Annotated in this window: 11 protein-coding genes; 7 read left to right on the top strand and 4 right to left on the bottom strand. The window is 46.5% G+C overall.

Annotated features, from left to right (window positions below; all coding sequences use genetic code 11):
* Positions 1 to 46: 46 nt before the first annotated feature.
* The 4 genes from GC098_RS06965 (at position 47) to GC098_RS06950 (ending at position 4,607) form a co-directional block, all read left to right on the top strand.
* Positions 47 to 964, top strand: coding sequence for an ABC transporter permease (locus GC098_RS06965; RefSeq protein ID WP_171642278.1), 918 nt, complete (start codon positions 47 to 49; stop codon positions 962 to 964).
* Between the two features lie 54 nt (positions 965 to 1,018).
* The gene (locus tag GC098_RS06960; RefSeq protein WP_216625185.1) at positions 1,019 to 1,897 is read left to right on the top strand and encodes a carbohydrate ABC transporter permease; all 879 of its coding nucleotides are present in this window, start codon (positions 1,019 to 1,021) and stop codon (positions 1,895 to 1,897) included.
* Positions 1,898 to 2,069: 172 nt separating this feature from the next.
* The gene (locus GC098_RS41125; RefSeq protein WP_171642276.1) at positions 2,070 to 4,349 is read left to right on the top strand and encodes a helix-turn-helix domain-containing protein; all 2,280 of its coding nucleotides are present in this window, start codon (positions 2,070 to 2,072) and stop codon (positions 4,347 to 4,349) included.
* 30 nt (positions 4,350 to 4,379) lie between these two features.
* Positions 4,380 to 4,607 carry a hypothetical protein gene (locus GC098_RS06950; protein ID WP_171642274.1) on the top strand — a complete coding sequence of 76 codons (228 nt, stop codon included), beginning with the start codon at positions 4,380 to 4,382 and terminating at the stop codon, positions 4,605 to 4,607.
* Here GC098_RS06950 and GC098_RS06945 read toward each other — a convergent pair.
* On the bottom strand, positions 4,564 to 5,451 hold the full coding sequence (locus GC098_RS06945) for an AraC family transcriptional regulator (RefSeq protein WP_246358470.1): 888 nt from the start codon (positions 5,449 to 5,451) through the stop codon (positions 4,564 to 4,566). The two genes, GC098_RS06950 and GC098_RS06945, sit on opposite strands and share 44 nt — an antisense overlap.
* Positions 5,452 to 5,640: 189 nt before the next feature.
* On the opposite strand from GC098_RS06945, the gene GC098_RS06940 reads away from it, so the two are divergent.
* From GC098_RS06940 to GC098_RS06930, 3 genes are all read left to right on the top strand, one after another.
* Positions 5,641 to 7,401 carry a glycoside hydrolase family 35 protein gene (locus GC098_RS06940; RefSeq protein ID WP_171642270.1) on the top strand — a complete coding sequence of 587 codons (1,761 nt, stop codon included), beginning with the start codon at positions 5,641 to 5,643 and terminating at the stop codon, positions 7,399 to 7,401.
* A gap of 22 nt (positions 7,402 to 7,423) precedes the next feature.
* Entirely contained in the window at positions 7,424 to 8,260 is an 837-nt protein-coding gene (locus GC098_RS06935; RefSeq protein ID WP_171642268.1) for an alkaline phosphatase family protein, read from the top strand.
* 681 nt (positions 8,261 to 8,941) lie between these two features.
* On the top strand, positions 8,942 to 9,910 hold the full coding sequence (locus GC098_RS06930; RefSeq protein WP_312880010.1) for a CapA family protein: 969 nt from the start codon (positions 8,942 to 8,944) through the stop codon (positions 9,908 to 9,910).
* 83 nt (positions 9,911 to 9,993) lie between these two features.
* Here the strand turns inward: GC098_RS06930 and GC098_RS06925 are convergent, their stop codons facing one another.
* The 3 genes from GC098_RS06925 to GC098_RS06915 are packed head-to-tail and all read right to left on the bottom strand — an operon-like array spanning position 9,994 to position 13,025.
* Positions 9,994 to 11,028, bottom strand: a complete 1,035-nt coding sequence (locus GC098_RS06925) for an NAD(P)-dependent oxidoreductase (protein WP_171642264.1) — start codon at positions 11,026 to 11,028, stop codon at positions 9,994 to 9,996.
* Between the two features lie 8 nt (positions 11,029 to 11,036).
* Positions 11,037 to 11,894 (bottom strand): DUF6807 domain-containing protein, encoded by an 858-nt coding sequence (locus GC098_RS06920; protein WP_171642262.1) that lies wholly within the window; start codon positions 11,892 to 11,894, stop codon positions 11,037 to 11,039.
* Between the two features lie 27 nt (positions 11,895 to 11,921).
* Complete coding sequence (locus tag GC098_RS06915) at positions 11,922 to 13,025, bottom strand: Gfo/Idh/MocA family protein (protein WP_171642260.1); 1,104 nt, start codon at positions 13,023 to 13,025, stop codon at positions 11,922 to 11,924.
* Positions 13,026 to 13,043 lie beyond the last annotated feature (18 nt).

Raw genomic sequence — 13,043 nt, 5'->3', positions numbered from 1 at the left:
GGAGCCAGCCTCCCCTTTTTTATCAAACAGGTAAGGAAGTGAGAACATGGCCCATTCCATTCGGGTTTTACTAGATGACATAAGAAAAAATCGCGCGATCTACCTGATGGTACTGCCGGTTGTGCTGTACTTCTTCATTTTTAAATATTTCCCGATGTATGGCGCCGTTATCGCCTTCAAGGATTTTAGTCCTGCGAAAGGCATTTGGGGCAGCGATTGGGTAGGCTTTCAACATTTTAAAGATTTCTTTCAAAGCTATTATTTTATCCGCGTGCTGCGCAATACGTTTCTGATCAGCTTTTATAACTTGATATTCGGCTTCCCAGCACCGATTATTCTTGCGATCCTTTTGAATGAGCTTCGCCAGAAGTTTTTTAAATCGATTGTGCAGACGGTGTCCTATTTGCCGCATTTCATCTCAATTGTCGTCATTTCAGGGTTAATTATTGACTTCACGAACCGTGGAGGGATTGTAAACTCCATCATTATGTTCTTCGGCGGGCAAGATTCTGCCCTTATGAATAATGCAGAGAATTTCCGTACCATTTTCGTCAGTACATCTGTTTGGCAAGAACTTGGTTGGTCATCCATCATTTATTTGGCCGCGCTTAGCGGGATCAACCCGGAGTTGTACGAAGCTGTTCGCGTTGATGGGGCAGGAAGGTTCCGTCAAATCTGGAGTGTAACGCTTCCCGGACTTATTCCAACGATTATGATTTTGCTCATTCTTCGAATTGGCGGATTGATGGAGGTCGGCTTCGAGAAGATCGTCCTGTTGTATAATCCGAATACGTATGAAACGGCGGATGTGATTTCGTCCTTTGTTTATCGTGAAGGGCTGGCACAAGGGAATGATTACAGCTATACTACGGCCGTGGGGCTATTTCAATCCATGATCAACTTTATTTTACTTATTAGCGCTAACAGCATATCCCGCCGATTCTCGGGCAGCCGATTGTGGTAGCCTACGCTTACGATGTCAGCTTTTCTTATGAAAAGCTCTCAGGAGGAACTAACAATGAAATTAAGCGCAACTGAGCGTCTATTCGATATCGGTAATGCGATTCTGATGATATTGCTTATCGTCTGTACGTTGTACCCGTTCTACTATGTTTTCATGGCTTCCATCAGTGATTCCAATTTGCTAATCCAGCATACGGGCTTATTGTTGAAACCGCTGGGGTTTAACCTCGACGCTTTTCAGAAAGTGATTGCGAATCCCAACATTTTGACGGGATATGGGAATACCTTGCTCATCTTGATTGTGGGTACGGCGGTTAATCTGTTTTTTACTACGCTTGGGGCTTATGCGCTGTCCAGAAAGTTCGTGATGCGGAAGTTCTTGATGATCTGCATCGTGTTCACGATGTATTTCAGTGGCGGATTGATTCCGACCTATTTGTTAATCAACAACTATCTGCACATGGGGAATAGCTACCTTGCACTCATCTTACCGGTGGCGATCAGCACGTGGAACTTGATTATTATGCGAACTTCGTTCGAAGCGATCCCTGAGGGCTTGATGGAATCCGCTAAGATTGATGGCGCAGGCGAATGGCGCATTTTGTTCCAGATTGTAGTGCCGCTGTCCATGCCTGTTATTGCCGTTATGGTGCTCTACTATGGCGTAGCCCACTGGAATTCCTGGTTTAATGCCATGCTGTTCCTTCACGATCGAGAGAAGTTCCCACTGCAGTTGATTCTTCGAGAAATTCTTGTGCAGAACAGCACAGATTCGATGACCACTGGCACGGGTAACGCGAACGATACGCAAGCGATTGGGGAAAGCATTAAATACGCAACGATCATGGTGGCTACACTGCCGATTCTGATTGCCTATCCTTTCTTGCAGAAATACTTTGTGAAAGGCGTAATGGTAGGAGCGCTCAAAGAATAACGACCAGACCTGTTCTCTTTTTGGATCTTCAAAAAGAGGGCGGGTTATTTGGTTTTTCCATTTTCTGTGAGGGAATCAATAAAAATGATGATGATACAAAAATCGTAGATGTACTTGAGCGGATGAAGATGGGATAATACTGCTTACAGCATGAGTAAGGGAGGACATCTTTGTGAAGCGGAGCGTATTTTTATTTTGGCTTTACTCGAACTTAACCATTCTATGTATTCCTATCGTCATCACGATGTTGGTTCTTTTTCAGTCACAACATTTATTGAGCTCCGAGGTCATTCGATCCAACAAAGCACTGCTTAACCAGGTGAAGCAATCGCTAGACAATCAGTTCAAAGATATTAAGCGGATGGGACTCCAGCTTTCCCTGGATCCTAAAGTCATTAAGTATGTTAATCAAGCTGATTTCAACAGTTCGCAAGTCAAGATCGATACACTGGATCTGATCACTTCGCTTCGTTCTTATGCCGCCTCGAATGGGGATATTAACGATTTATATGTATATATGAAAAAAGGGCATTTCGGGGTTACGACATCGACAATGAATCAAGATGAGCTCCTGTTCCAATTGCTCCATGCAGGAAATAAAGGCATCACCATGAAGCAGTGGAGCGACAGTATGGAGAAAATCTACTATGGAAATTTCCTTCAATTCGCTGACGATGACATGGTGTATATGCAGTCACTGCCGATTCAGAATGCGAGCGAAGCGCCCGCGACTCTTGTTGTTATGCTGAACGCAGAACGCTTGAAAGCAGCTATCTCAAATATCCAGATTGCCCAAGCGGGCAGTGTTTTGATACTCGATTCTACCAATAAGCTGCTGATGACGGCAGGCGATTCGGAGCATGTATCCGATATTGATTTCGAGCAGATCCACTCAGCGGAAGGGTCATTTAGTCAAAAATGGGGCAAGGAAGAGGTAACGGTTTCTTACGTTTCTTCGGTTGAAAACGAATGGAAGTATGTCTCCATCGTTCCAACGAAAATTTATTCAGCGAAAGTTAGTCAATTGCGCAGCTGGATTTATGCGGGCTTATTTATGTGTATTTTTGTCGGAGGTCCGATGTCCATTTGGCTGACGCGAAGACATTATATGCCGATCCGCCGCATGGTGGATTTGGTTTCTCCGAAGGTGAAGTCCAATCTCGAAGGTATTGGGAATGAATTCTCACTGCTGCAGTCCTTCATGTCGGAAAATGAAGCTTTGCAGGTTACGGCGAACCGAACCATCCAGAAGCAGCAAGACGTGCTGCGCAGCCATTTCCTGGCACGACTGCTCAAAGGCAGAGTCGAGAGCGGTTCTGCACTCGCGCAATCGATGGAGTCGTTTGACCTGCGGTTTGAATCGAACCGTTTTGCGGTATTGCTGTTTCACATTGGCGACTACGACGCTTTATTCAATGATAACGGGTCCCGCGATGCGGAGTCCAAGCTGCAGTATGTCTATTATATTGTGACGAACATTACCGAAGAGCTGATTGGCCGTAAGCATACCGTGTTCACGACCGAGGTGGATGGTATGATTGCTTTTCTGGTTAATATTCAGAATGATGATGAAGCTCGGACGAAGCAGGATTTGATTGATATTGCGCAAGAGGCGCAGACGATTATTCAGGGGAAATTTTATATTCAACTGACAATAGGAATCAGTGATATCCATCCTCTTTTGACCGGAATACCCCAAGGATTTGACGAGGCGCTGGAGGCGCTTGAATATAAATTCGTCATTGGTCCGAGCCAAATCATACCTTTTGATCGGATCAAACGACCGAAGAACGAGCTGTATTATCCGCTGGATATGGAGCGGCAGCTGATCAATCATATTAGAACCGGGCAGTACGAGGAAGCCATGGAGGCCGTCAGTGAACTGATCGTAACGAATGTGTCGGACGGCACGTTGTCACTGCAGCTCGGCAAGCTTCTCATGTTTGAACTGATCGGCACGATCTTGAAGGCCATCGAGCATCTTGATCAAGGTCCTAATGAACTGGCGGTAGAGAAGCACGCACTCATTAAACAATTGACCCAGTGCGAGTCCTTCGTGGAAATTGAAGATGAAATTTATAAGTTTTTGAAAACCGTCTGTGACTACGTCGATTCCAAGAAGAAAAGTCACAATACGAATCTGAAAGATCAAGTGCTGAGCTATATTGATGAGCATTTGGCGGATATGGATTTAAGCCTGACCTCACTGTCTTTGAAGTTTGAAGTCAATGCGCCTTATTTGTCACGCTTCATCAAAGAGCAATCTGGTGAAACGTTTATTGATTACGTTAATAAACAGCGTGTCCAGTTGGCTAAGCAGTTGATGACGGAGACCGATGATACGATTACGGATATTACGCAAAAGGTTGGCTTCTCGAACAGTAATACCTTCATCAGGGTATTTAAACGCTATGAGGGCATTACACCAGGGCAGTTTAGGAAAGGGGAATAAGGAAAGGTTGAAAAATACCCTCTTACACAGATGAAGAGGAACGTAGAAGCGCTATTTCGTGGAAATCACATTGGAAATGGGATTGGCGGAACATGGAACCGTTATTTGGTGAAAAAAGTAAGATCCGGAGGCAAAAATAACGAAATAACGTCCTCTGGTTCCGCGTCCCATGGCATTCAAGTGGTTTTCGCCAAAATAGCGACTCCTAGTTCCGCTAAAGTACGGGCGGCTGCTGTGTGGCATGATGCTTCGGTTTGAATTCACTTGGCGACAGGCCGGTCCAGCGCCGGAATTGTCGCGAGAAGTGGCTGGCTGAATGGAAGCCGAGTTTCTCCGCAATGTCGGTCATCGGCAAATTGGTTGTGACGAGCAGCTCTTTGGCTAGGTTCAGTTTTTGCCGGCTGACATACTGCCGCGGCGATAGTCCGTACACTTTGGAGAAGAGCTTGCTGCACTGACTGCGGCTCAGATTCAGCTCTTTCGCAACCCCCGCGACGGACGCCTCCTCGCAGAGGCCTAGCGATAGCTTTTCTTCAATCGCATGGGCGACATCGGCGGTGAACAAGGAGGCGTCTTTGTCCACCATTGGCGCATGGTTTTGTTTGTGCGGTGAATCGTGTTCGCGCAGCAAATGAAGTACATCATGGATGATAAGCAGGGTGTAAGACTGCAGCAGCAGTTTATCCTCGAATCGCAGATGCTGCTGTTCTTGCTCTGCATCCTCCGTCCGATTGCGATGCATGAAAGCCTCTAGTTCGCTTACGTAGAACCGAAGCTTGCTTCGCTCTGCATCCTTATGACGGATGTGCCGGTAAGGAGTAGTCGATAGCAAGCTGCGTATTTCGGTATCATCGAGATCGAAATGCACATTAAAGTAGCCATAATCTACGGATGCTAAATTCGAAGATTGATGTCTGACGCCGGATTTGATCAACAGCCAGTCCCCTTGCCGCATGGTGATGGAATCGCGGTTCATTTCTTGCACAACTTCACCTTCCGAGCAGTAAAGCAGTTCAAACAAATGATGATGATGCCGAGGGTAGTGCCATCCCGGTGGCTGCAAGCCAAAATGGCATCCTACTACTTGTAAGGTATTGATCATGTTCGGAAAACGGTACAAATCTTCCATGAAGGGCTCCTTCCGTACGTCATCGCTGTACGTTCAATTATATCATTGGACTGGCACATTTGGTATAGAAAATGCTCCATTTGGAGATTGAGGATTGACCGGCTTTTCAGCGATGATTAGATCATTAGAACACTATCGCATTCATCAGTCGGAGGGATAAACGTGGCCAATTTACAAGCACAAAATAAGCAGTTTCTTTTAGATGGGAAGCCTATTCAACTCATATCTGGAGCCATCCATTATTTTCGCGTCGTGCCTGATTATTGGGAGGATCGTTTATTGAAGCTCAAAGCCTGCGGGTTTAATACCGTGGAGACGTATATGCCTTGGAATTTGCATGAACCGGAGGAGAATGTTTTTAATTTCGCTGGCATTGCGGACGTGGAGCGTTTCATTCGGAAGGCTGGCGAGCTAGGGCTGCATGTGATCTTGCGACCGAGCCCTTATATCTGTGCAGAGTGGGAATTTGGTGGATTACCGGCATGGCTATTGAAATATCCGGATATGCGGCTTCGCTGTATGGATCAGGCTTATCTGGAGAAAGTCGACCGTTACTACGACACGCTAATCCCTCTATTGGTCCCGCTGCTTAGCACAAATGGTGGACCCATCATTGCGATGCAGATTGAAAATGAATATGGCAGCTACGGCAATGACACAGCGTATTTAACATACTTACGGGATGGGCTCATCAACCGCGGCGTAGATGTTATGCTATTTACGTCTGACGGTCCAGAGGACGGCATGCTGCAGGGCGGGACGGTTCCAGGCACGCTTGCCACGGTGAACTTCGGTTCTAAACCGGAGGAGGCTTTTGATAAGTTTCGCGAGTATCGTGTTGATGAGCCGCTCGTTTGCATGGAGTACTGGAACGGTTGGTTTGATCACTGGTTGAAGCCTCACCACACGCGTGATGCGGGCGATGTTGCGGACGTATTCGACCGAATGCTTCGCGCTGGCGCCTCAGTGAATTTCTACATGTTCCACGGCGGGACGAACTTTGGCTTCTACAACGGAGCGAACTATGGTGATAAGTATGAAGCGACCATCACCAGCTACGACTATGATTCTCCTTTGTCCGAATGCGGAGATGAGACGGAGAAATATAAAGCTGTCCGCAGCGTGATTGCTAACTATCTAGGAAAAGATGTTAAGGATTTCCCGGAATTACCTGCACCTATTAAGAAGAAAAGCTACGGTCGTATCACGTTGGCTGAAAAAGCAGATATGCTTGACCATTTGCCAATTCTCTCAGAGTCCGTGAAGTGCGTTTACCCGGAACCAATGGAGAAGCTTGGTCAAAGCTACGGTTTCATCGTCTATTCGACGCATGTCTCCGGGCCGCGTTCCGGTGAAAAGCTGCACCTGCAGGAGGTACATGACCGTGCGCAAGTCTTTTTGGACGGTGTCTATCAAGGCACGGTGGAAAGATGGGATTCGCGTCCACTCCCGATGGACATTCCCGCTGAAGGCGCGAAGCTGGACATTGTGGTCGAGAACATGGGGCGCGTCAACTATGGTCCGAAGTTAAAGGACTATAAAGGAATTACAGAGGGCGTACGGATGAACAATCAGTTCTTGTTTGATTGGACAATATATCCACTCCCACTGGATAATCTGACGGCGATTCCGTTTGAACGTTCCGCGGAGGTAAGTGAGAGGAATGATCGTCCTGCCTTTTATCGAGGGGAATTCACCGTGGAAGAAGCGGGGGACACGTTCATTCGTTTGGACAGCTGGACGAAAGGTGTAGTCTGGATTAACGGGTTTAACTTGGGACGTTATTGGGAGAAAGGGCCGCAGCAAACGTTGTATCTGCCGGCGCCATTACTGCGAATTGGACGCAATGAAATTATCGTATTTGAATTACATCATACGGATACGCCGGTCATTGAACTGACGGATACGCCGGATTTGGGATAACTTGAAATCGGAGGGATTGACAATGGCATCAACCATGGCAGTCAAAAGAGTCATCATTCTTGGTATAGATGGAGCGGGGGCATTCGTCAGCGAAGCGGATACGCCGTATATCGATGTACTCCTCCTGGGCGGAGCCAAAACGGATCATGCCCAAACCGTATTTCCCTCCATTAGCGGGGAATGCTGGGGTTCTCTGCTGCATGGCGTAACGCCGGAGAGACATGAGTCCCATGTGAATATCAAAATGGAACGGAACTACCCAGTAGTCTCGGCAACGCCCTCCTTATTTCAAATCATTAGTGAAGCCAAACCTAACAGCAAGATGGCTTCCTTCGTTTCGTGGAAACCGATACAGACCGGAGTCATTGAAGAGAACGATGCGGTTTATAAATACGCTGCACCGGATGAAGATTTGGTTCCTGCCATTGCCGCGTATATCCATAACAATCCGGATTTTGAGCTGCTGTTCGTTCAGTTGGATGATGTGGATGCTGCCGGCCATCGGCATGGGTATGGCTCGGAGGAGTACTTAAAGGCGATCTCGCGTGCAGATAGTCAAATCGGTGAGATCAGTAAAGCCATTCTAGATGCAGGAATGCTGGAAGACAGTCTGATTATTGTAACGACGGATCATGGCGGCGGGGGCTTGGATTCCTTCAATCATGGCAGCGATCATCCGAAAGATATGACGATTTTCTGGGGCTGCCGTGGCCCTGGCATTCAAACAGAGGCTGATTTGGCTGGCCTGACTATCATGGACACGGCTGCCGTCGCGCTATCTGCGCTAGGCCTACCATTCCCGGATGATTGGGATGCCAAGCTTCCGAGCGGGTTGCTGGTGAAAACGGGGCAACGCTAAAGGATTACGTGTGGCGACTGGAGCTAGCAAGACGCCGTATGGACTCGGCGCGAATGAGTCAGTCTCAAATTTTTCGTAAAGGAACCTCCAAATCCACCTGAAGTGGGAATGGAGGTTCTTCTTATTATAAAGGGGCTCGGAATTCAATTCGGCTTTTGGACAGTCACATTTAACATTGGGATACTAATATTTCTAGTTGCGGGTAAAGGGTATGTTTTATTGAGGTGAATTTGTAATGTGACGCCGGAGCTGGCAACGCAGGTTGGGTGTAGGATTTTCGCTCCTTAAGGATGTTTTTCATCACTAAAGTTTGAACACGATCAAAGTATGTTTCGTTAACGATATAAAACAACTTTAAATGATTTGGAATCAGCTAATTAGTCCGATTTCCGCTCCATAGTGATGTTTTTCATTGCTAAAGTGTGTGCCAGAGGGGGATCTCCATATTTAGCGATGATTAACATCGCTAAATACCTCACAACGGAGGGGGACAGCTACCGGGTCCAGTATTAAGAATTAACACCAGCACCAAGCACCCAGTATCATGCCCCATCATCAGCTCCCGCCCCAGCCCCCAGCACCGCTTTCTCCCAACCTGCCTGAACTCTAAAGCCCAGCCTATTTTACAATCAACAACTCCTCTCATCGAATAATGTGCTCATGAGAGGAGTGAAAGCGTTGGTGCAAATAACGATCGCCGCTGTTGGAGATTTGTTGATGAAAAGTGAAATCATTGACTCAGCTAAACAAGAAGATGGATATTCGTTCGATCCTATTTTTGAACCCATTAAACCTTACCTAATGAACCATGATCTAACGATTGGCAATCTGGAAACGACCTTCTCTGGGAAAAGGCAATTGGGCAGGATGGGAATCCGTCCCAAATGCAATTGTCCAATGGAACGAAGGAATCCGAGAACCGGGTACCCCGTGTTCAATTGCCCGGATGCATTGGCAGCAACGCTGAAAAACACAGGGTTTCATGTATTAACAACTTCCAATAACCATTGTATGGATGGTGGTGTAGCTGGCTTAAAGCGAACGTTGAAGGTCCTCGATCAACACGGGCTCAAGCATACGGGTACCTCTCGTACCCTTGATGAAGCTAATCAGCATCTGATTATGCGTGTAAAAGGGGTGAATATTGGCATTTTGGCCTATACCAAAGGGACGAATGCCATATCTGTTCCTCGTCGATGGATGGTGAATCCATTCGATCGAAAAAAGATGGCTGCAGATATCCGCCAATTGAAAAACAAAACTGATTTCATCATAGTATGCTTACATTTTGGGAAAGAGTATCAGACGTACCCGAGCAGAGATCAGAAGCAATTGATGCAGTTCCTCTTTAAACAAGGCGTTAACGTAGTCTTAGGCTCACATCCTCATGTGCTGCACCCGGTAACTCAGACTGTAGTGAAAGACAACGATGGTAAGGTGCGCAATCGAGTCGCTGCTTCCTCCTTAGGTAACTTCGTATCGTCGAAGCTGACAAAAAGTGAGAATACGATTCGGGGCATGATTTTGTCATTGACTCTAACTAAAACTGAAAGTGGCATCATAGATGTCCTCGAAACTGACCAAATTCCAACGATAGTGGAGAAGAAGAAAGCGGACAAGACTACGTTTACAGTTGTTCCGGTGAGATAGACTTCGGACATGAAAAGTGCCTCGCTCCATGTAATCACATGGGAGGGGCACTTTTGTTGCATCTGTTGTTGATGAATTGATTATTATTCATATTGTGAAAGGGGAAGGAATTGTTCGACTAGTTTTTCGGCCCAACGTTGATTTGCTTGTACCGTTCGTCCAGCGTTATGTGGGGTGTGAACGACATTGTGCCTTCCCAACAATGAATCCTGCAATGGTAAGGGCTCGATATCAAATACATCTGCTGCAAGGCTAATCTCATCTTTAAGAACACGCTCACGAATCGCCTGCATATCGCAAATTTCTGCTCTCGTTACCAGTACCACTAAACATCCTTTAGGCAGTGAATGAATATGCTCTGCTGTAATTAGTCCTATTGTCTTCTCTGTTAGGGGTACCATGGGTACGAAAATCTCTGCATCTTGGATGAGCTGGCTCAAGTGCCATTCCTTCCTAGCTCCTGCGCGGTGAAAGGAAGGTTCAGTAGCGAAGGGATCCCACGCCGCAACGTCTGCCCCAAGCATGCTGACAAAGCTTGCATAACGAGAAGCGATATTGCCTGCCCCAACAATACGGACTCGTTTACCTTCAACGGTTCCATTCGTAAAGTTGGGATCGTCACCAAACTGTTGTCCTCTTTTTTTCGGCATGCCTACACCATTATCAGGTTCATAATACCAAGGCTGCAAGCTTGTCATGATGTCATGATGCGTTTGAGGAATTCTACGTAAACCACATAGGGTTAGCGCCAGACCGAACTCGGATACGGATTGTCCCCAGAAACCTTCGCTAGGATGCGTGTACACGGTCACTCCTGCATCTTTCAAAATACCCATTTGTTCTTCCGCTAAAGGACTCCCATAGGAGCTGGTTGTAATAACGGCTTCTTTTAAACTACTGAAAGCGTGTAAGCAATCGGATGTGACAGCTACATTTAAGGAAATCAAACGGGTAACGCTGCTGGGTTCGGGAACAAGCTCCCCAAGCGTTTTTAACTCATCAGGAGCCAATCGAATAAAATCAGTTGTTCCTTGAGCTTTCCAAAGTGTGTGAAAGTGGTCCGCGGTCCACGGCCAGATCGCATCGAAACTAGGATGGACGATAATAACACTTCTCATAATAGGTTTCACTCCTTGTTCATTGCTATCTTTGATGCGAAATTTCGCCAGTTTTCATTCACAGAGGATGGATCCATATTGTCACAAAATACGAGTATCCGATACTTGCTCATTTGTGTTTCTCCTTGATCCAGCTCCCACTGACCTGCAATGCAACGGCTAGGAGAAATACCTAATTGTCCATCAACACGCCATGGCACAGGATGCTCCGTATTCTTCGGATGGTCCATAAACACAAAGCCAGCGTTGTCAGATCGGCCTTCAATTGGCATTCTGCAGGATACCCAACGGGCACGTTTTCCCTCTGCTTCACCATTCATTTGACCTTCACTATTGAGCGCTTCGCCTCCTAGTTCATGACGATAAGGCATACGAAGAAAAAGACCGCCATAATCGTAACGTCCGAAGGTTAGTTTGATTTCTGCTCGTAAAGACCATTGGAAATCAAGCTCATATGTACTCCCCAGATCATGCAGACTCCATTGCTGCAATTCTGTAATCATGTGGTTTCCTTGGGGATCGCGCCAATACGTTTCAATCTCCCATGAAGCATGGTGTAGGTTAATGACTGTAGGCTTAAGCGGCTGAGGGTGAAAGCTGCCATCCTTTGGATGATGTTTAATGCCTTCCTCCCAAAATCCAATGCCATTTACATCATTCAAGCCGATACAAATGCCATGCTGCCAGGAGTGATGAGGCGGAGCATTTTCAGTTAACACACCTTTTCCATCCGGAGCAAGGATTGGGTGAATAAAGGGACGTTGATTCGTTTGTGCATTCTGTACAAGAATCGGATCTGGATGATTGCCTCGATAAATACGTATGCTTTGTTCATCGGTTTCAGCTCTTAAATAAGGGATATTCATGGTGATGGCCTCCTGATATGAAGTGTTTTACCGGAATATTGGCAACTTCACTTGCTCACCATTGTTCATGGCGGATTCATGTGCGCATATGCCAGCACAAGTCCAATTGGCAGACGTATAGACGTTGGGGAAAGACTCACGTTTCTCAACGATGCTCATGATAAATTCATGTGCCAAATGCGGATGGGAGCCACCATGCCCGTTCCCTTGTTTGAAGGATAAATGTACATTATCTGCCGAATCATAGACACCCTCCAGCGTATATTTACGTATGCCTTCTGGAAGCAAATTTGCATAATCTGGAATTTCAACCCGCTTAGCGTTCTCACCTATGAAGATAACAGGTTCTTCACCCTCTAACTGCTGCCATTCAAAGCTCATTTGATCCGCATAAACGTCAAAGCTTTCAACATATTCGCGTGAGGTTTCAAATAGAGAACGCGTAACCTCCATGGCAAGGTTGGAGTCACGAAGTCGGAATAACGCGGATTCGACTGCAAACGGTGACCCGTATTTTGCAGCAAGATTGTCAGCTATTTGGCCAGAACCCAAGCATGAGACGAATTCTGCTTCCTTGCCGGCAAGAGCGAGCAATGGACTAACCGCGTGCGTCGCATAATGCATGGGTGGAAGTCCTTCCCAGTAGCCAGGCCAGCCTGACATCTCTTGTTGATGAGCTCCGCGTAGAAACTGAATCCGCCCAAGTTGGCCGCTGTCTCGCAAAGCTTTCACATATAGAAATTCGCGGGTGTAAACGCAGGTTTCCATCATCATATAATTTTTCCCAGACAGCTGCCCAGCCTCAACAATTCGCCTGCAATCTTCAACAGTCGTTGCCATAGGGACCGTACAAGCAACATGCTTGCCTGCCATCAATGCTGCAATGCTTTGCTCGGCATGGTTAGGGATTGGAGAATTAATATGCACGGCATCAATGTTGTCATCCTTCAACATTTCATCAAAACTGGAATACCTAACTTCAATACCGAAATGGTCACCTATCTGATTCAATTTATCCGTTGTTCTTTGACAGATGGCGTACATTTCCGCATAGGGATGATTTTGATAGATTGGAATAAATTCTGACCCAAAGCCTAAACCGACAATAGCGACTCGTATTTTTGAAGACACAGTTGGATCCTCCTGTCA

This window comes from Paenibacillus phytorum, assembly GCF_013141715.1.
GTDB lineage: Bacteria > Bacillota > Bacilli > Paenibacillales > NBRC-103111 > Paenibacillus_E > Paenibacillus_E phytorum.
This window is presented reverse-complemented; position numbering and strand designations above follow the sequence as displayed.